Annotated in this window: 28 protein-coding genes, 1 tRNA gene, 1 pseudogene and 1 other annotated feature; of the genes and pseudogenes, 13 read left to right on the plus strand and 17 right to left on the minus strand. The window is 66.6% G+C overall.

The features are described from left to right. The first annotated feature begins 11 nt into the window (after positions 1-11). The 6 genes from ACQ86J_RS05105 (at position 12) to ACQ86J_RS05130 (ending at position 6,865) form a co-directional block, all read left to right on the plus strand. Positions 12-1,025 (plus strand): TRAP transporter substrate-binding protein, encoded by a 1,014-nt coding sequence (locus tag ACQ86J_RS05105; RefSeq protein ID WP_431270268.1) that lies wholly within the window; start codon positions 12-14, stop codon positions 1,023-1,025. A 253-nt stretch (positions 1,026-1,278) separates the two neighbouring features. Next, positions 1,279-3,162: a TRAP transporter large permease subunit gene (locus tag ACQ86J_RS05110; protein WP_431270269.1), complete on the plus strand. Its 1,884-nt coding sequence runs from the start codon at positions 1,279-1,281 to the stop codon at positions 3,160-3,162. Between the two features lie 43 nt (positions 3,163-3,205). Further along, positions 3,206-3,343 (plus strand): hypothetical protein, encoded by a 138-nt coding sequence (locus ACQ86J_RS05115; RefSeq protein WP_431272301.1) that lies wholly within the window; start codon positions 3,206-3,208, stop codon positions 3,341-3,343. A gap of 1,116 nt (positions 3,344-4,459) precedes the next feature. Beyond that, positions 4,460-4,819, plus strand: a complete 360-nt coding sequence (locus ACQ86J_RS05120; protein ID WP_431270270.1) for a helix-turn-helix domain-containing protein — start codon at positions 4,460-4,462, stop codon at positions 4,817-4,819. 127 nt (positions 4,820-4,946) lie between these two features. After that, entirely contained in the window at positions 4,947-5,942 is a 996-nt protein-coding gene (locus ACQ86J_RS05125; RefSeq protein WP_431270271.1) for a hypothetical protein, read from the plus strand. Further along, positions 5,942-6,865 (plus strand): hypothetical protein, encoded by a 924-nt coding sequence (locus ACQ86J_RS05130; RefSeq protein WP_431270272.1) that lies wholly within the window; start codon positions 5,942-5,944, stop codon positions 6,863-6,865. The genes ACQ86J_RS05125 and ACQ86J_RS05130 overlap by 1 nt, the downstream gene beginning before the upstream one ends. Here ACQ86J_RS05130 and ACQ86J_RS05135 read toward each other — a convergent pair. After that, positions 6,829-8,057 (minus strand): IS3 family transposase gene (locus tag ACQ86J_RS05135; protein ID WP_431270273.1). Its coding sequence is split into 2 segments (ribosomal slippage): positions 6,829-7,766 and positions 7,766-8,057, totalling 1,230 coding nucleotides; the frame shifts between segments, so codons are not numbered across the junction. The genes ACQ86J_RS05130 and ACQ86J_RS05135 overlap by 37 nt on opposite strands. Beyond that, positions 7,657-7,773: a sequence feature (AL1L pseudoknot), on the minus strand. It overlaps the preceding gene by 117 nt. A 130-nt stretch (positions 8,058-8,187) precedes the next feature. On the opposite strand from ACQ86J_RS05135, the gene ACQ86J_RS05140 reads away from it, so the two are divergent. Further along, the gene (locus ACQ86J_RS05140) at positions 8,188-9,228 is read left to right on the plus strand and encodes a hypothetical protein (protein ID WP_431270274.1); all 1,041 of its coding nucleotides are present in this window, start codon (positions 8,188-8,190) and stop codon (positions 9,226-9,228) included. Positions 9,229-9,352: 124 nt separating this feature from the next. Here the strand turns inward: ACQ86J_RS05140 and ACQ86J_RS05145 are convergent, their stop codons facing one another. From ACQ86J_RS05145 to ACQ86J_RS05205, 13 genes and pseudogenes are all read right to left on the minus strand, one after another. Further along, the gene (locus tag ACQ86J_RS05145) at positions 9,353-9,553 is read right to left on the minus strand and encodes a hypothetical protein (protein ID WP_431270275.1); all 201 of its coding nucleotides are present in this window, start codon (positions 9,551-9,553) and stop codon (positions 9,353-9,355) included. A gap of 693 nt (positions 9,554-10,246) precedes the next feature. Further along, a complete protein-coding gene (locus ACQ86J_RS05150; RefSeq protein WP_431270276.1) occupies positions 10,247-10,579 on the minus strand; it encodes a hypothetical protein in 333 nt (110 codons plus the stop codon). After that, positions 10,576-10,950: a hypothetical protein gene (locus ACQ86J_RS05155; protein ID WP_431270277.1), complete on the minus strand. Its 375-nt coding sequence runs from the start codon at positions 10,948-10,950 to the stop codon at positions 10,576-10,578. The genes ACQ86J_RS05150 and ACQ86J_RS05155 overlap by 4 nt, the downstream gene beginning before the upstream one ends. A 503-nt stretch (positions 10,951-11,453) precedes the next feature. Then, positions 11,454-11,834, minus strand: coding sequence for a hypothetical protein (locus ACQ86J_RS05160; RefSeq protein WP_431270278.1), 381 nt, complete (start codon positions 11,832-11,834; stop codon positions 11,454-11,456). 30 nt (positions 11,835-11,864) lie between these two features. Next, the gene (locus ACQ86J_RS05165) at positions 11,865-12,641 is read right to left on the minus strand and encodes a restriction endonuclease subunit S (protein ID WP_431272800.1); all 777 of its coding nucleotides are present in this window, start codon (positions 12,639-12,641) and stop codon (positions 11,865-11,867) included. Further along, complete coding sequence (locus tag ACQ86J_RS05170; RefSeq protein WP_431270279.1) at positions 12,638-13,285, minus strand: HsdM family class I SAM-dependent methyltransferase; 648 nt, start codon at positions 13,283-13,285, stop codon at positions 12,638-12,640. Before ACQ86J_RS05170 ends, ACQ86J_RS05165 begins: the two co-directional genes overlap by 4 nt. Positions 13,286-13,376: 91 nt before the next feature. After that, positions 13,377-13,754, minus strand: a pseudogene (locus ACQ86J_RS05175) (HsdM family class I SAM-dependent methyltransferase); the annotation flags it as partial. Beyond that, positions 13,637-14,098 carry a type I restriction-modification system subunit M N-terminal domain-containing protein gene (locus tag ACQ86J_RS05180; protein WP_431270280.1) on the minus strand — a complete coding sequence of 154 codons (462 nt, stop codon included), beginning with the start codon at positions 14,096-14,098 and terminating at the stop codon, positions 13,637-13,639. The pseudogene ACQ86J_RS05175 and the gene ACQ86J_RS05180, both read right to left, overlap by 118 nt. Next, the gene (locus tag ACQ86J_RS05185) at positions 14,095-14,460 is read right to left on the minus strand and encodes a hypothetical protein (RefSeq protein ID WP_431270281.1); all 366 of its coding nucleotides are present in this window, start codon (positions 14,458-14,460) and stop codon (positions 14,095-14,097) included. The genes ACQ86J_RS05180 and ACQ86J_RS05185 overlap by 4 nt, the downstream gene beginning before the upstream one ends. Then, complete coding sequence (locus tag ACQ86J_RS05190; RefSeq protein ID WP_431270282.1) at positions 14,450-14,686, minus strand: hypothetical protein; 237 nt, start codon at positions 14,684-14,686, stop codon at positions 14,450-14,452. The genes ACQ86J_RS05185 and ACQ86J_RS05190 overlap by 11 nt, the downstream gene beginning before the upstream one ends. Before the next feature lie 109 nt (positions 14,687-14,795). Beyond that, a complete protein-coding gene (locus ACQ86J_RS05195) occupies positions 14,796-15,692 on the minus strand; it encodes a type I restriction-modification enzyme R subunit C-terminal domain-containing protein (protein ID WP_431270283.1) in 897 nt (298 codons plus the stop codon). Further along, positions 15,689-15,994 carry a hypothetical protein gene (locus ACQ86J_RS05200; RefSeq protein ID WP_431270284.1) on the minus strand — a complete coding sequence of 102 codons (306 nt, stop codon included), beginning with the start codon at positions 15,992-15,994 and terminating at the stop codon, positions 15,689-15,691. The genes ACQ86J_RS05195 and ACQ86J_RS05200 overlap by 4 nt, the downstream gene beginning before the upstream one ends. 94 nt (positions 15,995-16,088) lie before the next feature. Next, entirely contained in the window at positions 16,089-16,760 is a 672-nt protein-coding gene (locus ACQ86J_RS05205) for a DEAD/DEAH box helicase family protein (RefSeq protein ID WP_431270285.1), read from the minus strand. A gap of 163 nt (positions 16,761-16,923) precedes the next feature. On the opposite strand from ACQ86J_RS05205, the gene ACQ86J_RS05210 reads away from it, so the two are divergent. The 3 genes from ACQ86J_RS05210 to ACQ86J_RS05220 all read left to right on the plus strand — a co-directional run bounded on the left by ACQ86J_RS05210 (position 16,924) and on the right by ACQ86J_RS05220 (position 17,901). Further along, a complete protein-coding gene (locus ACQ86J_RS05210; protein ID WP_431270286.1) occupies positions 16,924-17,397 on the plus strand; it encodes a hypothetical protein in 474 nt (157 codons plus the stop codon). A 48-nt stretch (positions 17,398-17,445) separates the two neighbouring features. Next, positions 17,446-17,649 carry a hypothetical protein gene (locus ACQ86J_RS05215; protein WP_431270287.1) on the plus strand — a complete coding sequence of 68 codons (204 nt, stop codon included), beginning with the start codon at positions 17,446-17,448 and terminating at the stop codon, positions 17,647-17,649. Between the two features lie 87 nt (positions 17,650-17,736). Next, positions 17,737-17,901 (plus strand): hypothetical protein, encoded by a 165-nt coding sequence (locus ACQ86J_RS05220; protein ID WP_431270288.1) that lies wholly within the window; start codon positions 17,737-17,739, stop codon positions 17,899-17,901. Positions 17,902-18,355: 454 nt separating this feature from the next. Here ACQ86J_RS05220 and ACQ86J_RS05225 read toward each other — a convergent pair. The 3 genes from ACQ86J_RS05225 to ACQ86J_RS05235 form a co-directional block, all read right to left on the minus strand. Further along, positions 18,356-18,431 (minus strand) — tRNA-Glu (locus ACQ86J_RS05225). 42 nt (positions 18,432-18,473) lie between these two features. Then, on the minus strand, positions 18,474-18,653 hold the full coding sequence (locus tag ACQ86J_RS05230; protein WP_431270289.1) for a DUF2256 domain-containing protein: 180 nt from the start codon (positions 18,651-18,653) through the stop codon (positions 18,474-18,476). After that, positions 18,653-18,928, minus strand: a complete 276-nt coding sequence (locus ACQ86J_RS05235) for a DUF6476 family protein (protein ID WP_431270290.1) — start codon at positions 18,926-18,928, stop codon at positions 18,653-18,655. The genes ACQ86J_RS05230 and ACQ86J_RS05235 overlap by 1 nt, the downstream gene beginning before the upstream one ends. Between ACQ86J_RS05235 and ACQ86J_RS05240 the strand changes: the two genes are divergently transcribed. The 3 genes from ACQ86J_RS05240 (at position 18,897) to ACQ86J_RS05250 (ending at position 22,906) form a co-directional block, all read left to right on the plus strand. Beyond that, the gene (locus ACQ86J_RS05240; RefSeq protein ID WP_431270291.1) at positions 18,897-19,922 is read left to right on the plus strand and encodes an RluA family pseudouridine synthase; all 1,026 of its coding nucleotides are present in this window, start codon (positions 18,897-18,899) and stop codon (positions 19,920-19,922) included. The genes ACQ86J_RS05235 and ACQ86J_RS05240 overlap by 32 nt on opposite strands. 233 nt (positions 19,923-20,155) lie before the next feature. Beyond that, positions 20,156-21,037, plus strand: a complete 882-nt coding sequence (gene rpoH, locus ACQ86J_RS05245; protein ID WP_431270292.1) for an RNA polymerase sigma factor RpoH — start codon at positions 20,156-20,158, stop codon at positions 21,035-21,037. Positions 21,038-21,166: 129 nt separating this feature from the next. Further along, positions 21,167-22,906 carry a ChbG/HpnK family deacetylase gene (locus ACQ86J_RS05250; RefSeq protein ID WP_431270293.1) on the plus strand — a complete coding sequence of 580 codons (1,740 nt, stop codon included), beginning with the start codon at positions 21,167-21,169 and terminating at the stop codon, positions 22,904-22,906. Positions 22,907-22,974: the final 68 nt, after the last annotated feature.

A 22,974-nucleotide genomic window follows, 5' to 3' on the forward strand; every position in this document is an offset into this window, starting at 1 on the left:
AGGAGGAAAACATGCAAGGCACCATCACCCGCCGCGGCTTCGCGGCGCTTGCGGGCGGCGTCGCCGCGGCGCTGCCGCTTCGCCACGCCCACGCGGCCGAGTTCACCTTCAAGATCGGCACCAACGTGCCGGCGTCGCATCCTCTCAACGTTCACCTGAGCCGGGCGGCCGAGCAGGTCAGGACAGAGACGGATGGCCGGTTCGAGTTCCGGCTCTTCCCCAACAACCAGCTCGGGGCTGACGCGGACATGCTGTCCCAGCTCCGCTCCGGTGGGTTGGAGTGCTTCCTGGATCCCGGCGTGAACGTGCTGTCGACGCTGATCCCGTCGGTGTCGATCTCCGGCGTCGGCTTTGCCTTCAAGGACTACCCGTCCCTGTGGAGCGCAATGGACGGCAAGCTGGGCGCGCAACTGCGGGGGCAGATCGGCCGTGCCGGCCTCGTCGTGCTCGACAGAATCTGGGACAACGGCTTTCGCCTGATCACGAGCAGCGTCAAGCCGGTCAACCAACCGGACGATCTGCGCGGCACGAAGATCCGCGTGCCCGTCAGCGCCATGTGGCTCTCCCTGTTCCGAGGGCTCGGCGCGGCACCGACCAGCCTCAACTTCGCCGAGGTCTATTCTGCCTTGCAGACCAAGGTGGTGGACGGCCAGGAGAATCCGCCGGCGATCATCCAGGCGGCGAAGCTTTACGAGGTCCAGAAATACGCGTCGGTCACCAACCACATGTGGGATGGCTGGTGGTTTCTGATCAACCGGAGAGCCTGGAGCCGCGTACCGGCTGATCTGCAGGATACCGTCGCGCGGATCGTGAACACGGCCTGCATGGCGGAACGCGAGGATGTCGCGCAGCAGAACATCGCGCTCCGGACCGACCTGTCCAACGCCGGGCTCGTCTTCAACGACGTCGACCAGGGACCATTCCGTGAAAGGCTGACAGAAGCCGGATTCTACCGCGAATGGCGGTCGAAGTTCGGCGAGGAGGCCTGGGGCCTGCTTGAGGAGGCTGTCGGCCCGCTGGCCTAACGCCGCTTCTCTCGCAACGCGGGCGGATGCGGGCCGGAACGCTGTCATCGCGACGGCCTGGCCCGCCCGCCGACCCACGCCGCAATGCTGCCGCGACCCGGAAGGCCGGCCGTGGCAGCGAGTGCAGTCCGACACGGAAGGCGTAACCCATGAAGCACGTCCTCGACTTCCATGCGCCCACCCCTGCGAATGGCTTGACCGAGCCCGGCGTGGCGCGCCGTTCGTCGGGTCTTGGCACGCTGGTGCAGCCGCTATGACCCATCCCGAGAACGTCCCCGCGACGGAGGCGGACGCCTTCGTCTTCGGGAAGCGCAACTGGGCTGCTTCCTTGGACCTCGCCCTTCAGTCTCTGGTTGGGATTCCGGCCGCGATCCTCGTCGTCGCCGAGATCGTCGTTCTGCTCGCTGGCGTGGTCGCCCGCTATGTCTTTCACCAACCGCTCGTCTGGTCTGACGAGCTGGCCTCGATCCTGTTTCTGTGGCTCGCCATGCTGGGGTCCGTTGTGGCGTTCCAGCGCGGCGAGCACATGCGCATGACGGCGCTGGTCAGCAAGGTCTCACCGTCCGTGCGGGCCTTCCTCGACGTCGTGGCGATCGCCGCCGCCCTCGCTTTCCTTCTCCTCGTCGTCGAGCCGGCCTTCGAGTTCGCCTCGGAGGAGACCTTCATCACCACGCCGGCGCTGGAAATCTCGAACGCCTGGCGGGCCGCGGCGCTACCGGTTGGCATGGGTCTTATGATCCTGACTGCGGTGCTGCGGCTGGCAGAAGTCGGCAGCCGGCGGCTGGTGCTGGGCGCGGTGGTCCTGGTCGGCTGCCTGGTAGCGGGCATGGTCCTGCTCCAGCCCGTCTTTGCGGGGCTCGGTAACCTCAACCTTCTGGTGTTCTTCGTAGGCGTGGTCGCGGTTGCCGTCTTCGCCGGCGTGCCCATCGCCTTCGCCTTCGGGCTGGCGACAGCAGGCTACATCGCACTCGCCACGCAGACGCCCATGCTGGTCGTGGTCGGTCGCTTGGATGAGGGCATGTCGCACCTCATCCTGCTCGCGGTGCCGCTCTTCGTCTTCCTTGGCCAGTTGATCGAGATGACCGGCATGGCGCGCGCCATGGTCGCCTTCCTGGCCAGCCTTCTGGGCCATGTCAGGGGTGGGCTTTCCTACGTACTCGTAGGCGCGATGTACCTGGTCTCCGGCATTTCGGGCTCGAAGGCCGCCGACATGGCGGCGGTGGCCCCAGTGCTCTTCCCCGAGATGAAGGACCGAGGCGCCAAGCCGGGCGATCTCGTCGCCCTGCTCTCGGCCACCGGCGCACAGACCGAGACCATCCCGCCGAGCCTGGTACTGATCACCATCGGCGCCGTCACGGGCGTATCAATCTCCGCGCTCTTCACCGGCGGGATGCTGCCCGGCGTTGTGCTCGGCGCCACGCTCTGCGCCGTGGTCTGGTGGCGCTACCGGGGCGAGGATCTCTCACACGTCCGGCGCGCCACCAGGGGCGAGATCGGCCGGGCGTTCCTGATCTCCATCCCGGCGATCGCCCTGCCCTTCCTGATCCGTGCCGCGGTGATCGAGGGCGTGGCGACGGCGACCGAGGTGTCCACCATCGGCATCGCCTATGCGGTCCTGGCCGGCCTGCTGATCTACCGTCAGTTCGACTGGCGGCGGCTTCATGCCCATGCTGATCGACACCGCGGCGCTGTCGGGTGCGATCCTGCTGATCATCGGTGCTGCTACCGGCATGGCCTGGGCACTGACGCAGTCGGGCTTCTCCAACGACTTGGCGCGGGCGATGTCGGGACTGCCCGGTGGCGCCATGGGCTTCATGGCGGTGTCGGTCGTCGCCTTCATCGTCCTCGGCAGCGTGCTCGAGGAATCCCGGCCATAGTGCTGTTCGGGCCGCTGCTCTTCCCGATCGCCAGACAGGTCCGGATCCACGAGGTGCACTACTCAATGGTGGTGATCCTGGCGATGGGGATCGGGCTGTTCGCTCCGCCCTTCGGCGTTGGCTACTACGCCGCCTGCGCGATAAGCCGAATCAACCCCGACGAGGGCATGAGGCCCATCGTGGGCTATATCTGTGCCCTGATCGTCGGTCTGGTAATCGTTGCCGCCGTGCCCTGGATCTCAATCGGGTTCCTAGGCTGATGCTCGGTTACTGGACGGGACCAAGAAGGACGCAGGCGCTGTCCTGACGCCGGACACCCCGCCACGCTCCGCCGCGCGCGGGATCAGCGCGGGGCGCCCCGAAACCGACAGCGAAGGCTACTTCGGGGCCTTGGGCGACAAAATAGTCACCGGGCCGACCCTGACCAACGTCAACGACTGAGGCGCTTACGCAAGCGCGGCAAAGTGGTGCATGTCTTGTGTGCTCAAGTGCACCGAGACTGAAGGCAGAACCATCAAGAAGCCGCTTGCGCTGCCTCGTCGCCAGCATCCTGCTTACGGCATCCTTATAACAACCGGTAGGGCTGCTGCCATGAAGCTCGAACGCAGCGGGAGTGGTGTCCTACGCCGAGAAGGTTTGCCGCCGTTGGCATCTCATGATGAGTCCTCCTAGCCACGTCCCTGGGTGGAGCTAGGAGTCCATTGTCGGGCGAAAAGCACCCTTTCAACCGATGACAAGGGCCTGCAGGATGCTTCTCGAAGTCTCAGAACGCCCAAAATTATTCACTAAATCGAGAGCAAAGTTAGGCTTGTTCCGCACGGATTCAATGGAAACTTAAGAAGATCATCACGCGCTGCGGGCACTGGCATGCGCGTCGTGCGAGTGGACAAGCTCGCCAGCCTGGCTCCCAAACCTTTGCGCACCAACAAGGCGGCAAGCAGTTCTCCAAAAGCACAACCGTATGCGCAACGTATGATTAGTCTTATATTTGGCGCGTTCATTGCCGTTTCATAGCGAAAACCCGAAGGTCGCCAAGTTCCGGACCTTCAAGCTCAGCAGTCCGCAATGAATTGTCCAAATTTTGACGCTTTCAACGAGAATATTCGATGCACAATTGCTAGCATTTCATGTCATTGGCGTAAGTTCGGTTGCGCCGTCTGATAAGACGCAGCGCTAAGCTTCTGGTGAGCGCAGCACTCGAACCACGTCCTGGGCGGCCGCTTGGACAGCGGAAGTCGCTCCGGCATTTCAGCGCTTTTTCGCGCTCCAGGACACGTCCAGACCTCAGGAGAACGTACTTGCGCCTGCGTTTTCCTGTGGAGCATGCCTTCTGCGTCCTTTGGAGGTTCCGATGGCGCGCCCGGCACTCACAGCGCTCCCAAGCGCACTGCTAAAAGATACAAGATCAAGAGGAGCTACGCTGCCTGCTGGGCTGACGCAGTGGCTGGTCGGATTCCTGCGGCGAAGGGAAGGAACGGCCGTTGGACATTCGATGAAGGCGACCTTCCGAGTATCGCTGCGAGCATTGCAGGCCCTTCAACAAAACGCAGCAGACTCATGGCCAGTGGCGCGAACGCAACTGGTGCACAGCGAGCCTCGCCATTGCCGCGGCGGCCAAGCCTCGATGGGAAGCGGTCGAAGCTACCCAAGGGGGCAAACGGCGACAGAGACGGGCGTGGCTCGGAGCGGGGTAGCAGTTCGTCGGCTGAACTCCAGTCCAGAAGCGCGGCCTTGTCCCCGATTGCTCTGCCGATCTCGAAGTTTCTGGAACAGGTGAACGTGTCACGCTCAACCGCCTATCGGTTGGCTGCTGCTGGTGAAATCGTCTTGCTCAAGATCGGCCGCCGAACACTCGTAGACATGGCAAGCGTCCGAGCTTTTCTTGCGCGAGCGCCGCACGCCGCTCTCCGCCGGTAGCCAGACAATCTGCTGTCGTCGGCGGGGCGCAGCACCAAACCTAGATTCTACGGGGATTGTGAAGATGAACGCGACACACCTGTGGGCGCGGACGGAGACGTGCGCCCAGACTTTCGGTCCGCCTACCATGCTGAATGCGGGGCCTGTCAGTTCGACACGATGCGGCGTGACTTTGCTGCATGCACGGCATCGTCGCCTCTGCAAGACCATTGAGGCAGGCGGTACGGTTCATGGTTACGACTCAGCGCGGCTGTTTGATTTACACGAGGAGCCGCTGAGCAGCCTCGACGACCTCCACACCCTGCTCCTCCGCATTTCGGACTGCTGTGACTGCGCACTGGTCCGTGGGGCTATTGCTCATCGTGATCGTACGCGTGGTGTTCGGCGCCTTCTCCATGCCGATCCGGCCACGGGCGATCAGCCAACGCTGCGCGCTGCGTCGCGGAGGTGGGTGGCCTTGGATATCGACGGACTTCCACTCAATGCAAACTTGGATCGGCAGGATCTACTGGCATGCGGTGACGCAGTTCTGCGGCGATTGCCGCCGGCCTGCCAAGATGTGGAATGCGTCATTCAGGCGACAGCGTCGCATGGCATCAAGGACGGCGCCCGCCTCCGTTTGTGGTTCTGGTTGTCGCGTTCAGCCCCGCGTAACGAGCTTTCGGCGTGGCTTCGTGCTGCGCCTGTGGACCACAGCATTCTTGGACCGGCGCAGATTATCTACACGGCTAAGCCGATCTTCGCAGCACCCGCCAATGATCCCATCGCCAACCGGCTGCTGTTGATGCCTGGTCGTCGCTCGGCTGTCACCTTGCCGCAGGCTGTGACCAATAAGCGGGAGACGCAGCAACGGGAGAATGTTGGGCCGAAGAGTGCGGACGCGGGTCTGCGTCTCGCAGCGTTGATTGGTGTTGCCAAGGCGGCGCGCGAGGGATCGCGCAACCGGAGCCTCTTCTGGGCAGCCTGTCGTGCCAGCGAACTCGTGGCCAAAGGAGAGGTCGATCGGTCCACGGTCACTGCAAGCCTCTTGCAGGCGGGCACGCATGCAGGGCTTTCCGCGCAAGAAGCACTGAACACCATTGTCAACGGCCTGAGCTTCGGCCACGACCGGGGAGACGCGTGATGTCGACGAACGCAGGTGCATCCAACGGCGCCGGCAGTTGGACGCCGCATGCTCTGGCGGCAGTCGCATGGTTGGCAGGGCTCAGTGACGAGGAATTCGAGCTACAGGTCAGGCAGGTGGCCTCGAGTCTGAACCTGCCAGTTCTCAGCTTACGAAATGCGGTAAAGGCCCGTCGTAAACGCGACAGTGCTGAACACGCCAACTACGAGGCGGCGGAGCGTGCTCGATCCCGCTCGTCAGCCGAGGATGATTCAACCGACTCGCCGGATGATCGCGGGCGTGTAGGCTTGTTTGTGGACGGAGCTGACCTGCCGACGACGGCGATGGAGGTTGGCAAGGTTCTCGCCGACGTACCCAATCTCTTTGTTCGGGACGGGCCTGTCCGCGTTGATTGGGATGTCGCGCTGAATGGATTTGTTGCAGAGCCCCTGACCGTCGCTGGGGTGGTGAATGGGGTACATGACTTGCGTCGGCCTTGGCACTATCGGAAGTCGCGTAGCGGCAAGCTAACCCGCGCCTACACTACACTGCCCGACCGCGCCGCAGTCCTGTACCTCGATCGCGCCAGCGGTTCGGGGCTACGTCCGCTGAACGGCATCGCATCCTCACCTCTTCTGCATGAGGACGGTACCATGCGGGTGACGGAGGGCTACGATCCCGCCACGCGGCTATGGTGCCAGCGGGTCCCAGAGATCGTTGTACCAGCAAGGCCAACACAAGACGATGCCGCGCGGGCATTTCTGATGCTTCGCCACCACTTCCGCACTTTCGCTTTTGCAGACGCCTTTCTGAGGACTGAGCAAGGTCAGTCCTTCCCTGTTGTCGATACGGGCCGGCCGCCTGGGGATGAACCGTCCCGGGTTTGCCGGAGGCCGATGAGCTTGAGTCAGGCCGCCACCGCAATCTCCTGCTGGCGGGCATAGTAACGCGCCTCGGCCTCGGCGGGCGGGATGTTGCCGATCGGCTCGAGGAGACGGCGGTGGTTGAACCAGTCCACCCACTCGAGGGTGGCGTACTCGACGGCCTCCAGGTTGTGCCACGGGCCGCGTCGGCGGATCACCTCGGCCTTGAACAGGCCGATGACGGTCTCGGCGAGCGCGTTGTCGTAGCTGTCGCCGACGCTGCCGACGGAGGGTTCAATACCGGCCTCGAGCAGGCGCTCGGTGTAGCGGATCGCAACGTATTGGCTGCCCCTGTCGCTGTGATGAATGAGCCCGCCCTTCAGCGGCCGGCGGTCGTGCAGCGCCTGCTCAAGGGCATCGAGGACGAAGTCCGCATGTGCCGTCCTCGACACCCGCCAGCCGACGATGCGGCGGGCGAACACATCGATGACGAAGGCCACATAAACGAAGCCCTGCCAGATCGCCACGTAGGTGAAATCCGACACCCATAGGGCGTTCGGGTGCGGCGCCCGGAACTGGCGGTTCACCTTGTCCGCTGGGCAAGGCGAGGCCTTGTCGGCGATCGTGGTCCTGGTCTCTTTGCCGCGGACAACGCCACAGAGCCCCATCCGCCGCATCAGGCGTTCCACCGTGCAGCGGGCTATCGCGGTGCCATCCCGGCCTAACTGCCGCCAGACCTTGCGGGCGCCGTAGACCCCGAAGTTGGCCGCATGCACCCGCCGGATCTGCGCCATGAGCACCAGGTCCTGCCGAGCTCGAGGCGAGGCCCGCGTCGGATCAGCACGCTGCGCGACATGGGCATGGTAGGTCGACGGAGCGATCCGCAGCATCCTGCAGATCGGCTCGACACCGTAGACCTCGCGGTGATCGTCGATGAAGGTGATCATGGCTTCGACCGGCGGTCGAGCTCCGCCATCGCAAAATACGCCGAAGCCTTGCGTAGGATCTCATTGGCCTGCCGCAGCTCGCGGACCTCGCGCTCCAGCCCCTTGATGCGCTCTCGCTCCTCCGTCGACGCTCCGGACCTCTGGCCCGCATCGCGCTCGGCCTGCCGCACCCACTTCCGCAGCGCCTCGGCCGTGCAGCCGATCTTGGCCGCGATCGACCCAATCGCGGCCCACTGAGAGGCGTGGTCGCCCCCATGGTCCAGCACCATCCGCACCGCACGCTGCCGGACTTCAGGCGAATAGCGGTTCGACGTCTTCTTGGTCATTGCCCCATCCTCTCAACGATTGAGGCCTCCGGCAAACCCGGGACGGTTCAGGGATGATGAATCTGCCCTCTTGATTATGCTTCTAACGGCCTTGTGCCGGCCCTCGATTCAGCTCGCCCCGGGTTGGTCGGTGCATGGCGTGGGGCATTCTGGCTCGGGGACAGGGAAGGGTCTGCTTGTGCGATCTGCCTGTGCGATCGCCACCAGTGCCAAGCCACGCGCCATTACGGCAGGCAACACAGAAGCCGAACTGGAGAAGCGGATTGTCGCTGCTTTGGTGGCAGCTGATCCTGTTGTCTTCCTCGATAACGTAAACAACCGTGAGCTGAAATCGGACGCGCTAGCCAGCGCTATGACTGAGTCGCCGGCTCAGGTCCGAGTCCTCGGCTTAACAGAGAATGCTTCTCTGAACTCCACCGCCTTCGTCGCCATCACAGGTAACGGGCTGAAGCTCAGTGAAGATTTGGTTCGCCGATTCATCCCAACGAATCTCGATGCCCGCATGGAGAACCCGGAATCTCGGAGTTTCAAAGGCGACTTCCTCGCGGAGACACTTGCGGCCCGCGATCGTTTGCTGGCCTGCTTGATAGCTATCTGGCGCTGGGGCCGGCAACTCGGTGCGGAACTACCGGCCGGCCAACCGCTGGGCAGCTATCCACAGTGGGGACGTTGGTGCCGTGACCCTCTTCTTGCGCTCGGTTGTGTTGATCCCGTTCTGCTGATCGCCAGGGCGAAGACGACAGATCCCAACAGGCAGCGCCTTGGAGAGTTGTTCGAGGAATGGTTCTCAAAGCACGGAAGCGCCCCGGTCAAGGCCAGTGAGCTGGCCTCGTCCGTGCTTTGGTTGATCGATCGCGAGAACCAGGAGCGCCAGAACATCCGCGCCATCCTCGGAAGAATGGAGGGGACGCGGGCACGTGGATACGTGCTGAACCGCATACCTGGGACCGGCGCGTGGACCACCGATCTGTTCCTACTTCTGCGGGCCGACGATGCCGAAAGCCATGGGAGTCATGGGGGCCATAGGGGTGCTCCACCCACCTCAGGTTATGACTCTGACCCCTACGACCCTATGAACCCAATGCCTTCTCCCCCACCGACCCGGATACCGAGCCGGATCCCACTTGTCAGTGGGAGGACACGTTGTGATCGGCGCAAGAGTCTTGGCTGAGGCCGAGGCAGCTGGGGTGACTTTCTGGCAGCGCCATGACGGCACGGTGGGAATGCACGCTGCCATCGCACCGCCGGACAAGATGCTTCAGCACCTACGGCGTTGCCGCGACGAGGTCGTGGTCCTACTCCGGCAGCGAAGACAGCGGCAGGACTTTTTCATTCTGGCGGCGATGGCGGCCGAGGAGGCGCTGGGGCAGCCCGACGACGATCTGCGGCTTGAACGGGAAGAGGTGGCGGCCAGCCTCGCCGCCGAGAGAAAGGGAGTCTACGGCTCGCCGCTCACAACCCGCAGCCACCGCGAGCGGATAGAGGCCTTGTGCCAATCCGGCCTCCAACGCCCCTCCGCAGGGGCTGACCCTGCGGCGATCCCGCCGCCCGGCGCGTGCTGCTCGCGGTGCGCGACGGTGCATCGCCCTGGCGGCCGGTGGTGGCGGCATACCACAGCCTCGGATGGTTGGCGGTGCGCAAGCTGCCACCCGGTGATGGTCGGCAGCCACGTCGTGGAGATCGTCACATGAGCGGGGAAGATGCGCTGCCCCTCGACCAGGTAGCACGCCGGGCCGCGGCCATCGCAGGGCAGAGCCGTCGTGGCCGATCTTCGGACCGACCACGCGCTGATAGCCTGGGCCAGAAAGAACGTCCGCCTGGTGCGGGTGGATCGCAAGCCCTGGCGCAACCCCTTGCACGTTCCGCAGGACGGCGACCCGTGGGAGGTCGGAGCCTGGTACCTGATCCACTATCTCCCATACCGGCCGAACCTGCTGTGGCATTTGCCAAGGTTGCGGGGCTGCGTCCTGGCGTACGACGGTCCGGCGGTCGGGTGTCATGCCCCGGCTCTCGCTCAAGCTGCCAACAGCAGCGATGCCGAAGGCGCAGGCCAAACCGTGCTGCGGGGCCAAACCGCATGGTGAGGCTGGCCCCGATCGCTGTCAGCGGCAGCCGGGCTGCGTCGCGCGCCTCAACCGGCACGGCTGCTGCTTCGATCCAGCGCCTCCTAGCCGCCCACACGCTCGCCATCAACGGGACGACCAGAAGCGTCCGGACGAATAGATCGCGCCGTTGGGGTGATGTCCCTCCCCAGAAGGCGGAGCCGGTGGAAAGAGGAACTCTGCGTCGCCGCTTCCCGGATCGAATCGTCGAAAGCCATTGTGGTGAAGCTGCCGCTCGGCCTCGACGGGGCTCGCGACGCGCAGGCTATCGAAGACGCCCGAATCATCGCCGACGAACAGGATGTTCACCACATCGGCCTGCACGTCGCGGAGCGCCCAGTTCTGCTGGAGCATGCCGACCACCTTGACCCAGTAGTCAGCCGGTCCCGGTGCCAGATGGGCGAAGGTGGGGGATGTCATGCCACACGCCCGGCTGTGCGCAGCTCGGCATCGCTGGCGGCCGTGAGTTGACCAAGCGGCATGGGGATCCCGGCTCCTCGGATGATGCTGTGGGTCGTGTCACGCGGCAGGTCGCGGTGCCAGGACTGGTAGAAGGCATAGGCGTCCGGATTGGGCATCTGGTTCTGCACACCCGCCCCGCCGGCGGTGGCGCCTGGCTGGAGATCAGTGCCGCCGGGCGCACCAGGCCAGCCTTGGCCGAAGCGGTCACGCAGCCGGCCGGCGATGTCGGCGACCACGGCGTCGGCCTGGTCCCGCGGATCTGCCCGGCCTCGACGGGGTTCGAGATCCAGCAGGGTGCCGAAGACTTCGATCTCCTCGTCCTGCGGCAATTGTCGCGCGGCCTGCGGCCGAGCGGATCGCCGTCATCCGGGTCGTCGGTCGGGAAAAGCTCGTCCTCCAGCTTGCCGAACAGCGGGTCGTCCTCCGCCACGCGCAGCAGGTCGTCGGGCCAGGATGGATCAGGGTCGATGCGCGCGATGGCGCCGGGGACGGCATCGGCGATGGCCTGGATGGCGGCCGGTGTCATGCCTCTGCCCCGGCGCGGGCGCGGCGCCTTACGGGGGAGCGGGCCGGCAGCGCCGCCAGACGCGACAGCAGCGCGGCGGCGGGTTCGTCGGCGGGGTCCTGGGGAACAAGGTCCCCGCGAAAGGCGCTGGCGAGGATGCTGCGTTCGAGATGGTCAAGCAGGGCGAGGGCGCGGTTGGACTCGGCTTTAACTTTCGGGACGCAGCCTAGAATACGATCCAGTTGGGTGCTGATCTCCTTCTGCTCCGCAAGAGGCGGCAGCGGCGCGGGCGTTGTCAGAATGTCATTGCTGCTGATGTGAGGCAGATCAGAGCCAGTGGCATGCTTGCCGATCTGATCGATAAAATTGGCTGTTGAAAAGGTGCCAGAGGAACGTCTTATCCACCAACCCTGTCGGCATCGGTGAGGCGACGCGCTGGACTAGCAGTGCTCCTTCGTCCTGGGGCTCCACGCGAGCCGCTTTCAGACCGCCCGAAATGAGCGGCCGGTCCATCGCCAGGACGATATCGCCGTTCCTAAGCTGATAATCCGCGAACTGGTCCGCGCGATTGACGTCGAGGCGCTTCTCATCGCTCCAATCGAGGCGACCTGGCGCGACATTCGCGCCTCGCACAAGCTTGGGGCCATCCACTGCAAACCACTCGCTCTTGAATGCGTAGCCGACGCGCAAGTCCGAAACATCAGCCAAGCACCCCTTCCCCAGGTTTGGGGCAATGCATCATCCGCGCCCGGCATCATCAATCGAGGCACCTCGTTCAGGCGCGAGCCTCGACGCACCCTCAGATATTTGTCCCGTCGGTCTGAAGATTGCTGCTTGTTCGTTTTGAGACCAGATAGCCGCGGTGTTGGATGCCCGCCAGCTTTCAGTTAGCTCGCCGATGAAAGCCGCGCTCCTGGTGGCCAAGGTTAGTTGGTCACAAAGCCTGGGAATGCGTTCGAGGTCCGCGCGAGCGCGGCGGGTGCGGGCGAATAGCGCCTCGATCCGTGCCACGATGCGGCGCTGTTCGGCAAGGGGTGGAAGCGGGACCTCGATACTCCGGATCGCCTCCTGCCCGATGTTCCGCATGGAAAGCTGATTGCCGGTGGCGCGTGCTTCGATTTCGCGCCGCCCCCCACCGGACCGCAAGAACAGGTTCAGCCAACGTGCCATCTCCGGTGCGGTCCGCAGGCGCAGCACCTTGTCGCTGAGATAGAGATTGCCTGGCGTACGATCGACGACGACCGTCGCACCAACGAGCTCAAGCGTATTCGCGCGCGACATCAGCAGATCGCCGTCGCGGATCAGCGCCTCGGGCGGCAACGTGGTCCCAGGCAGGACCGTCTTGGCCTGTGAGGGATCGAAACTACCCCAGGTGACCGCGCTGATCTTGACAATGCCTTGCTCGTCCGATGCCGGTGGTCGCTCCTCGCACCGCAAATTCTTACCTGACTCGATTCCTTCGATAAGGTCTGCAACCCGCGCACGCTGCCAGCCGTGCGGAAGCTCGTCACTCACTCCGCTGCCTCCGGCATCGCCGGCGTCCCGCCGATCTCCAGCGCCAGCCCATCGATCTCCGCCATCGCCCGCGCCAGATGCTCCCGCATGGCGTCGAGGATATCCGCCGGCTCCTCCAGCGCATCCTCCGCCGCCTCGTCGGCCTCCCGCAGCCAGGTGATGTCGAGGTTGTCGGCGCGCGCCGCGATCTCCTCCCGGCTGAAGCGCCGCCAGCGCCCCTCCGGCCCCGCATCCGCCCGCGCCGCCCCACCATGCGGGTCCGCGCCATAGGCAGCCTCGAACTCGGCAAAATCGGCATCGCGCAACGGCCGCGTCTTGCCGAAGGCCGGTTGGCCCGCGCGCATGTCGTAGACCCAGACGGCCCGCGTGCCGCCCCGGGCCTGCCGGCCGCGGCGCAGGAACACCACATTGGTCTTGACGCCCTGCGCATAGAAGATGCCGGTCGGCAGCCGCAAGATGGTGTGCAGGTCGGCCACCTCCATCATCCAGCGCCGCAGCTCCCGCCCCGCGCCATCGGCAAACAGCACGTTGTCCGGCAGCACGATGCCGGCCCGGCCGCCCGGCTTCAGCTTGCGGACGATGTGCTCGACGAAGGCCAGCTGCTTGTTGCTGGTCTCGGCGGTGATGGTGAAGTCGCCGCGCACCGGCCGGCCGCCGCCCTTCTTGGTGCCGAAGGGGGTTGGACAGGATGAGATCGGCCAAGCCCAGCGCCTCGCCCTCCGGCCCCAGCGTGTCGCCGCCCTTCACGCTGTCCGGCTCGATCCCGTGCAGCAGCAGGTTCATCATCAGCAGCCGATGCGTGCCGGGCACCAGTTCGAGGCCAGTGAAGGCGTCCCGGCGCTGGAAGTCCTGCTGCGCCTTCGGCAGGGCGAACAGCCCGTCGGTGCGGTCCTTGATGAAGCGGTCGGCGGCCACCAGGAAGCCGCCGGTGCCGGCCGCGGGGTCCTGCACCACCTCGCCCGGCTGCGGCTGCAGCAGCCGGACCATGCAGTCGATCAGCGCGCGCGGGGTGAAATACTGGCCCGCGCCGGATTTCTTCTCGGCGGCGTTCTTCTCCAGCAGGCCTTCGTAGAGGTCGCCGAGCCCTTCCTCCTGCGCCGAATACCAGTCCAGCTTCTCGATCTGCCCGACCAGCTCACGCAGATTGGCCGGCTTGCGCAGCGCGGTCTGGGCGTCGGCGAAGATGCCGCGGATGCCCGAGGTTGCCGGCGGTGCCAAGCTTCAGCAGCGTGGCGCGGTAATGCGTCAGCAGCGCATCGCCCTCCCGCGCTGTCAGCCCGGCCCAGCGGCAACTCCTCCGGCACCACGTCCTGCTTGCCGGTCTCGGCCAGCATCTTGAGGAAGAGCAGGTAAGTAAGCTCGGTGACGTAGTCCTGGTAGGTGATGCCGTCGTCACGCAGGATGTTGCACAGGCCCCAGAGGCGCTGGACGATGCTGCTGGTGGTGGTGCCGCTCACTGCCGTGCCTCTCGAATATGTCTGACGGTCCTGTTGACCAGGTCCATGGTCAGGCCGTCGCGTTCCGCGCTCCGCTCGTCGTCGGGCTCCACCGCGAGGAGGAACTGATCAGCCAGCCACGTGCCGAACGTCACCATCATCGGCGCGGTGAGGATGACAGTGTAGGGTTTGGAGCGGACGGAAAACCCGACCAGAGCGACCCTGCCGCGGTCCGTCCTTTGGTGGAGCGGCTTCACATTCCGACTGTCGCCATGGGCCGTGCCGTTCCGGATGACCACCATGACCTCCTCTACCGTCGCGGTTCGGAGGGCCGTCACCATGGCCGCGTCGGTGCCGTCCGGCCCCTGCTGCTCAGCGGCCATGAAGGGTGCGAATGCTTCCAGTCTTCATGCGCTGGTGGAAACGCTTCGCCGCATCCTCGGCGCGGCCATCTTCCTTGGTGCGCATGCGCTGGGCCGTCCAAAGGATGATGGCCGAGAATAGCGCATAAGCCTGGGTCACCTCGTATCTAGCGGTGGGGCTTGCGCGCAGCATGTCCCGCAACCGGCTGACCACGGCCCATTCGACCTCATCCTCCCCGATTTCCACTTAGGCCGCCTTCCAGACTTCTTCGTTGATGTCGCCAAGCAGTTCGGCCAGCCGGCCGCCGAAGACGGTGTTCAGGCGCTTCGTGCCGCCGTTCTGCGCGAAGAGTCCCTCATCGAGAAGGGCCGGATCGGCGACGCCCCATCTCCGCGACCAGCTTGCCGATGCGGTCGAGCCATTGCCGCTGCGGCGTGGTCCAGGCCTGGCGGGCGCGCAGGCGGGCGAGCGCCCGGTCCACCCGCGCCTGCCAGGGTTCCAGCGCGTCGCCCAGCGCCGCCTGGCGGACGAATCTCATCAACCCGGCGGCGATATCCTGGTTGGTGGCGTCGCGGTGGGCGGCGCGCAGGGCCGCTTCGGTATAGGTCGCCTCCTGCAGCGCCATGGCCAGTGATTTCAGGTCGGCGCGGGTCAGGTCGCGGGGCCGGGTCAGCACGGTCTGCAGGGCGGCCAGCGTGTTGCCATTCTCCCGCAGGAAGGTGGCGAAGGCCGAGAGGTAGTCCTCCGGCCGCCCGGCGGTGCCGTAGCCGATGGTGGTCGCGTGGTGGCTGTCGGCGTGGAAGGAGACGGCGATGGGCAAGGGCCGCCCGCCTTCGGGATTCCAGTCGAGGATCCGGCCGAGGCCAGGCCTGCGCTTGGACCCAGGCGGCGAGCTCCTCGACGCTGCGCGGACTGCACGCGGGCCAGCGTGTCGGCCGGCGTCTCGCCGGTGGCGTTCTCCCAGGTCTCGGCGGCCTGAGGCGTGAGCTTTCCGATCTCGACGGCGCAGGCGGACCAGAAGCTGGTCGCGGACCGCGGCGCGGAAGGCGGGATCGGTCGCCTCGGCCAGTTCCTGGAGAAGCTGCTCGAAGGACAGGCTGGGGTTGACTACCACCGGCTTCATCTCGGTGAAGGCCTGGATGGCATCGTATTGCCGGACGGCGTCGAAGACCCGGAAGGTCTCCTTCCCGATCGCGTCGCAGCGGCGCGTGGCGCGGCCGATCATCTGGTCATAGAGGATGCGGCTGTTCACCCGGCGCAGGGAACACCAGGTTGGTGATGGCGGGGACGTCCACGCCGGTGGTCAGCAGGTCCACCGTCACCGCCATCTTCGGAAACTGCGTCATTGCGGAACCGCCGGATCATCTGGCCTGGCTTGTCGATGGAGCCGGTGACCTTCTCGATGGCGGCATTGTCGATGCTGCCATAGGCATCGGCGAAGGCCGTCTTCAGGACCTTCACGACCAGGTCGGCATGGGCGTCCGTCGCGGCGAAGATCAGGGTCTTGCCGGGCAGGCCTGGGTCGATGTGCCGGGCCAGTTCTTCGGCCACCACCCGGTTGAACGGCTCGGTGATAACCCGGCGATTGAAGGACCTCGACCTCGAAGTCGATGTTGTCCGGCGCGATGGTCAGGTCCAATCGTCTGGGTCAGGGGTCGAGCAGCGGCAATTGCTCGTCACGCAGGAAGTGGATGCCGGAGACGGACAGGGCGGTCTCGATGCGAATCGGTGGTTCCTGGTCGATCAGGTAGCCGTCGATCACCGCCTCCCGCAGGCCATAGGTGAAGACGGGCCGGCCGAAGATCTCGGTGGTATGCAGGGCCGGGGTAGCGGTCAGGCCGATCTTCACGGCGTCGAAGTGCTCGAGGACCCGGCGGTATTTCGAGACGTAGTCGGCTTCGCTGCGAAAGCCGAGTTCCGCGTCGCCCAGTTCGCGGTCCAGGGTGTAGCCGCGGTGACATTCGTCCACCACGATCAGATCGTAGAGATCGACCGGCGGCACGTCCTCCGGGGTCGCCGCATAGAGGACGCGCTTCACCAGGGACTGGATCGTGCAGATATGGACCTTGGTGGCCTCGTCGGGTGCTACCTCGTTCAGGCCCTTGAGGCCGAAGGTGTCGGCGAAGGTATTGGCGCCGACCACCCGGGTTGTGCGGAACTCGCCGCCGGCCTGATCGCCGAGGGAGGTGCGGTCCACCACGAAGCAGACCCGGCGGAACCGGCGCGTCGCCAGCAGGCGGTACAGCATGGCGATGGCGAGCTTGGTCTTGCCGGTGCCGGTCGCCATGGCAAGCAGGAGGCTGCGGCGCTGGTCGTCCACCAGCTTGCTGCTCCACCGCTTCGATGGCGCGGCGTTGGTACGGCCGTAGGTCGAAGCCGAAGTCGAAGGGCTTGGTGGCGAGTTCGGCCTGGGCGGCCGGCTGATCCTGACCAAGCAAGGCCAGCAGGCCGTCCGGCGTGTACCAATCAGCCAGAGCCCTACTGTGGTTGGTGGTGGCGCGGGTGTCCCGAAACCAGATGCCGGACTGGGTCTCGATCTGCTTCAGGTAGCCGCGGCCATTGGCGGAAAACAGAAAGGGCAGGCGGAAGGCGGGCTCCTTGCCGGTGCTGTCGGCCGGCCAGGGACCGCCGGTTGGGATCTCGATCCCGACGTCCTGGACGAACCCTTGGGCGTAGCGCCCAGCCTGGCCGAGTGCAGCGGCGACGTTCTTGTTGCTCCGCTTCGCCTCGACGACGCCGACGCAGGTGAGACCGATGAAAAGCGCGTAGTCGGCTGGCCCGCTCGTGGTCGGCCACTCGGCGATGGCGAGGTTGCGGCCTTTGGCGGGGCGAGCACCGGCTGCGTGCCGCATCGACTTCGTGTCGGCATCCCAGCCGCGGGCACGAAGCTGGGCGTCGATCCGCTGCCGCGTTGCGGCCTCGTCGATGTCGAGGTACTGGGCGGCGGAGATTGCTGAGGCGATAGTCTGCTGTTGCACCGCAGCCGGGGCAGCTACAGCGGCGGCTTGAAGTGCGCCGAGCTGCGCGGCCAGGGCGGCGCGATCCGCTTCGGCTTCCGCAGCAAACCGTTCCCAGAAGGCGCGATCCTCCGCCTCGGCGCGGGCACGGTCTTCGGCGGAGAGGCGTGCCTCCTCGGCCATCGCACGAGCGGCGCGCTCCGATTCGGCGGCGGTCAGGCCGGCCTCCCGTTCGGCTCGAAGTCGCTCTAGCTCCTCGCGCAACTCGGCGGTGGGATCGGGCGGCGGGCGGAGCGGCTGGAAGGGTCCGGCCTTGAAGCCGGGGGCGCCAAAGGTGCGATGAAACCAGACCGCCAACTGGCGCGCGGCCTTCAGGCCAGCAAGCGCAGCCGAGTGGTCACCGCGATGATGATGGACGGCGTCATTCCCGATCCGGCGGAGATCATGGAAGAGATCGAGTACGTCGCGCGGGTAGCTGGTCTCCCGCTTCAGGCGGCTGAGTAAGCTCGACCTGCGGCTCTTCGGGCGAGGCAAACACGCCGGCTCGTGCGGCGACCTGCTGCGCCAACAGCTCCACCGAACTGGCGAAGCTTCATCAGCGTGGTGACGGGGTCGGCGGCAAAATAGTGCTCAGCCAGGGCCGCCGTTCGCACCAGGGCGGTGTCATAGGGAGCCAGGAAGCCGAAGTTAGGCGTCTCGGGTAGCGATGCGGGGCCCGGGCTCATTCGGATGAAGGGTGAGCGACAATTTGCCGACCCGGCAAGATCCTAATCTACCTGGGCTAGCAAATCTTGTTCCGCCGTTGCTCGCTGCTGGTTCAGATGGCGGGTCGCGCCAACGCCCCTCCAACCGTGGTGTGGACCAGCCCGAGACGGATGAGTTTTTCGTTTGCCAGCAGCGATATTGGACCCTGCATTGGACCCTGGCTGCTTAGCGTCTGCCAACCCGTTGAAAACGTTGGCGTCCCCTAGGGGATCCGAACCCCTGTTACCGCCGTGAGAGGGCGGTGTCCTAGGCCTCTAGACGAAGGGGACTAAAGGCGGCGTGGCGGGCTTCTAGGGCCCGGCCGCCGGGGGTCAAGCACCCTTGGCCGGTTTTCCGCCACCCCGTCGCGCCGCCACGTAGCGCCCGTCCCGGCAGGCCTCCGAACAGTAGCGCACGCTCTCCCAGTCTTGCGCCCATTTCTTCCGCCAAGCGAAGCTCCGGCCGCAGGCGGCGCAGGCCTTCTCCGGCAGCGTGGCCTTCCGATGCGCCATCAGTGGCCCGGCCGGATCTCGCCGACCACCCGGCCGCGCTTCGGCTCGACCAGCAGCACCCGCTCCCCGTCCGGCCGCGCCACCAGCACGCCGAGCCCGCTCTCGGTCGCGGCGATGCCGGTGATGCGCGTGCCCTCCGGCTGTTCCAGCATGGTCTCCCACCGCCCGGTGCCGCCGCCGCCACCAACCCGCTGGACGAGGATCATCACCAGGGCCAGGGTGCCGCCGACGATCAGCACCCCCATGACGACGACGAGTATCTTGAGCGCACGCACCGGCCATTCCCCCAGATCCACCACCGCCGAGACCGTCACCCTGGTCGCGGCGCCCGAGCAGGCCGGCCTCCGGGCCGACCGATTCCTCGCGGAGGCGATAGGTTCGCTCTCGCGCTCCCGCGTCAAGGCGCTGATCGCCGCCGGCGCGGCGACCCGGGACGGCAAGCCGCTGCGCGACGCCGCCGATCCGGTGCGCGCCGGCAGCACCTATGCGTTGGCCATCCCCGGCGCGGTCTCCGCCCTGCCGCTGCCGCAGGACATCCCGCTGACCATCCTGTTCGAGGATGCCGACCTCATCGTCCTCGACAAGCCGGCCGGCCTGGTGGTCCACCCCGCCCCCGGCAACCTGGACGGCACGCTGGTCAATGCCCTGCTGGCCCATGCGGGGGAGGATCTGCCGGGCATCGGCGGCGAGAAGCGGCCCGGCATCGTCCACCGGCTCGACAAGGACACCTCCGGCGTCATGGTCGTGGCGAAGACCGAGCGCGCGCACCGGGCGCTGTCGGACGCCTTCGCCACCCGCGACCTCGACCGCGAATACGTGGCGCTGGTCTGGGGCCTGCCCAACCCGCCGGCCGGGGAGATCGAGGCGGCAATCGGCCGCCACCCGATCGATCGAAAGCGGATGGCCGTGGTGGAGCGCGGCGGCAAGCACGCCCTGACCCGCTACGTCACCGAACGCGCCTGGGGCGGCGGCTGCGCCCTGCTCCGCTGCCGCCTGGCCACCGGCCGGACCCACCAGATCCGGGTTCACCTTGCCGAGATCGGCCATCCCCTGGTTGGGGACCCGGTCTATCTCCGCCGCACCCCGGCCGCAGCGAGAAGCCTGGGGGAGCCGGCCCGCCAAGCCCTGCTCAGCTTCCCGCGCCAGGCGCTGCATGCGGCGACGCTCGGCTTCCGCCACCCGGTCAGCGGCCGCGAGTTGAGCTTCTCCGTGCCGCCGCCCGCCGATTTCGTTGCACTACTCACATTGCTGGCTGGTAACACGGAGTAACCAACCCCGATACTCGGTTTTTCTGGACAGCCGGCACCGTCAGCGGTACAAACCCTCCCAAGGCAGCGTCATCGGGTGCCGAGACAAGCCCTGCCAGGCCAATCTCGCCCCGTCGTGACCGGGGCTGGCGCGGTCGGGTGGGCCTGCATGACGTTCGAAATGCCAGGATCGTTCGCGGACAGGGCCCCGCCGTCACGGGGAGGCCCTTCGCGCGCAGGAGGCAGATACACCCGATGGCTTCCAGCTCGGTCATTCCGATTGCCCCCGAGGGCAACCTCTCCCGCTACCTGCAGGAGATCCGCCAATCCCCCATGCTCTCGCCCGACGAGGAGCTGTCGCTGGCCAAGCGATGGCGCGACGAGGGCGACGAGCGCGCGGCGCACAAGCTCGTCACCAGCCATCTCCGGCTCGTCGCCAAGATCGCCATGGGCTACCGCGGCTATGGGCTGCCGGTCGGCGAGCTCATCTCCGAGGGCAATGTGGGCATGATGCAGGCGGTGAAGCGGTTCGATCCGGACCGCGGCTTCCGCCTGGCCACCTATGCCATGTGGTGGATCCGTGCCGCCATCCAGGAATACATCCTCCACAGCTGGTCGCTGGTGAAGATGGGAACGACGGCGGCGCAGAAAAAGCTCTTTTTCAATCTCAGGCGCTTGAAGGGCCAGATGGCCGCGCTCGAGGACGGCGACCTGAAGCCGGAGCAGGTGGAGAAGATCGCCCGCGTCCTGGCCGTGCCGGAACAGGACGTGGTCTCGATGAACCGCCGCCTGGCCTCGCCCGACCATTCGCTGAACGCACCGGTGCGCGCCGACAGCGAGGGCGAGTGGCAGGACTGGCTGGTCGACGACCAGGAGACGCAGGAGAGCGAGCTCGCCGACCGCGAGGATATCGGCAACCGGCGGATGTTGCTGGGCGAGGCCTTGAAGACGCTGAACGAGCGGGAGCGGCACATCCTGATCGAGCGGCGGCTGAAGGACGAGCCGACGACGCTCGAGGAGCTCAGCCAGCAGTACAACATCAGCCGCGAGCGGGTGCGCCAGATCGAGGTGCGCGCCTTCGAGAAGCTGCAGAAGAGCATGAAGACCCAGATCGTCGAGCGGAGGCTCGCGGTCTAACGTCAGACCGCAGGCCCGCGGTCTGACCCGCGGCGATCCGGACCGGAACGGGGGAGGCTGCATGGCCTCCCCTTCGCAATTTGACCGCCCGGGCTGGCCGCCACCGGGCGCCGCCCCATCTGCCCTGGCATGACCGACGCCTCCACGCTGGCGCGGCGCCTCGGCCTCGCGCGCGCCGCGATCCTCCATGTCGACGACCTCGGCATGTGCCATGCCGGCAACCGGGCCTTCCTCACCCTCGCGGAGCGCGGACTGGTCACCTGCGGCTCTGCGATGGTGCCCTGCCCCTGGTTCCGCGAGATCGCCGAGGCCGGCGCCACCGACCCGGCCCTCGATCTCGGCATCCACCTCACCCTGACCAGCGAATGGCGGCACTACCGCTGGGGTCCGGTCTCGACCCGCAGCCGTGCCTCGGGCCTCATCGACGGGGACGGCTATTTCTGGCGCGACCTCGAGTCGCTGCGGCGGCACCTGGTGCCGGAAGCGGCCGAGGCCGAGTTGCGGGCGCAGGTGGAGATAGCCCTCGCTGCCGGGCTCCGCCCGACGCATTGCGACGCCCACATGGCCGGCGCAATGCTGCCCGAGCTGCTCGGCTGCCATGTCGTTCTGGCGCGCGAGCACGGAATGGTGCCGGTCCTGCCGCGGCGGATCCGCTTCGCCCCCGATCCGGCGGCCTATGAACAGGCCGTCGTCGCGCTCGAAGCGGCCGGCCTGCCGCTGCCCGACGGGCTGCGCGGCACGCTCGCGGTGCCGGCGGAGGAAACGCGCGCGGCCTATCGCCGGATGATCCTCGACCTGCCGGAAGGCGTCACGCACCTCGCCCTTCACTGCGCCATGCCGGGCGACATCGAGGCGATCGCGCCCGAGCATGCGGGATGGCGGATGCGGGAGCACGCGCTGCTGGCCGACCACGCGGTCGACGGGTGGTGCCGGGCGGCCGGCGTCACGCCGGTCGGCTACCGGGCGATCCAGCCATTTTGGACCTCCCCCTGGCATAGGCATTGCTACCCTTCGGGCCCGCCGCCCGAACAGCAAGGCCCGATGCCCGACCTTCCCTTGACCCTGCCGACCGTGGCCCAGCCCATTCCGCGCCGGCCGCGCATGGCGCCGCCGCGCCAGGCCTATGGCGCTGCCTCCGTCCTGGCCATGCTGCTGGCCTGGTGGGCGGTCTCCGGCGGCCGGCTGGTCGCCGCGGACCTGCTGCCCTCCCCGCCCCAGGTCTGGGCCGCGGCGGTCGAGATCCTCCGGGACGGCTACCGCGGCACCACCCTGGCGGAGAACATCCTCTCGACCCTTGGAAGGCTGGCGGGCGGCTTCGGGCTGGCGGTGATCACCGGCGTGCCGCTCGGGCTCTGGATGGGGCGCAACCGGATGGTGGGGGCGGCGATCGACTGGATCATCCAGTTCCTCCGGCCGCTTCCGCCGCTCTCCTACATGATCCTGCTGATCCTCTGGCTCGGCACCGGCGATGCCTCGAAGACCGCGCTGCTCTTCCTGACCGCCTTCCCGATCATCGTCGCCGCCAGCGCCGCCGGCATCAACGGGGTGAAGCGCCAGCGCATCCAGGCGGCCGCGGCGCTCGGCGCCTCCCCGGCGCAGGTCTTCCGCCATGTCGTGCTGCCCTCCGCCGCGCCGATGATCTTCACGGGGTTGCAGATCGCGCTGGCCGCCGCCTTCTCGACCGTGGTTTCGGCCGAGCTGATGGCGGCCTCGGACGGGCTCGGCTGGATGGTCATCTCGGCCAGCCACTTCCTCCGCAACGACGTCATCATCCTCTGCATCCTGCTCCTCGGGCTGCTCGGCGTCGCGCTCGCCTGGGGGTTGCGGGCGCTCGACCGGCGCATCGTCCATTGGCGGGGACGCGACTGATGCGGCGCATTCCGGCCCCCTCGTCACCATCCTTTCTGTCGCCCTCGTCCTCGGCGCCTGGGTCTTCG

Origin of the sequence: Dankookia sp. P2 (genome assembly GCF_050632255.1) — a bacterium.
Classification (GTDB): domain Bacteria; phylum Pseudomonadota; class Alphaproteobacteria; order Acetobacterales; family Acetobacteraceae; genus Paracraurococcus.

What these genes read in the sequence shown, in the direction of transcription:
- ACQ86J_RS05105 (WP_431270268.1), top strand. Translation starts at nt 12, where the DNA reads ATGCAAGGCACCATCACCCGCCGCGGCTTCGCGGCGCTTGCGGGCGGC.
- ACQ86J_RS05110 (WP_431270269.1), top strand. Translation starts at nt 1,279, where the DNA reads ATGACCCATCCCGAGAACGTCCCCGCGACGGAGGCGGACGCCTTCGTC.
- ACQ86J_RS05120 (WP_431270270.1), top strand. Translation starts at nt 4,460, where the DNA reads ATGGCCAGTGGCGCGAACGCAACTGGTGCACAGCGAGCCTCGCCATTG.
- ACQ86J_RS05125 (WP_431270271.1), top strand. Translation starts at nt 4,947, where the DNA reads ATGCTGAATGCGGGGCCTGTCAGTTCGACACGATGCGGCGTGACTTTG.
- ACQ86J_RS05130 (WP_431270272.1), top strand. Translation starts at nt 5,942, where the DNA reads ATGTCGACGAACGCAGGTGCATCCAACGGCGCCGGCAGTTGGACGCCG.
- ACQ86J_RS05150 (WP_431270276.1), bottom strand. Translation starts at nt 10,579, where the DNA reads ATGACATCCCCCACCTTCGCCCATCTGGCACCGGGACCGGCTGACTAC.
- ACQ86J_RS05185 (WP_431270281.1), bottom strand. Translation starts at nt 14,460, where the DNA reads ATGGCCGCTGAGCAGCAGGGGCCGGACGGCACCGACGCGGCCATGGTG.
- ACQ86J_RS05220 (WP_431270288.1), top strand. Translation starts at nt 17,737, where the DNA reads ATGAAACCAGACCGCCAACTGGCGCGCGGCCTTCAGGCCAGCAAGCGC.
- ACQ86J_RS05230 (WP_431270289.1), bottom strand. Translation starts at nt 18,653, where the DNA reads ATGGCGCATCGGAAGGCCACGCTGCCGGAGAAGGCCTGCGCCGCCTGC.
- ACQ86J_RS05240 (WP_431270291.1), top strand. Translation starts at nt 18,897, where the DNA reads ATGACGACGACGAGTATCTTGAGCGCACGCACCGGCCATTCCCCCAGA.
- rpoH (WP_431270292.1), top strand. Translation starts at nt 20,156, where the DNA reads ATGGCTTCCAGCTCGGTCATTCCGATTGCCCCCGAGGGCAACCTCTCC.
- ACQ86J_RS05250 (WP_431270293.1), top strand. Translation starts at nt 21,167, where the DNA reads ATGACCGACGCCTCCACGCTGGCGCGGCGCCTCGGCCTCGCGCGCGCC.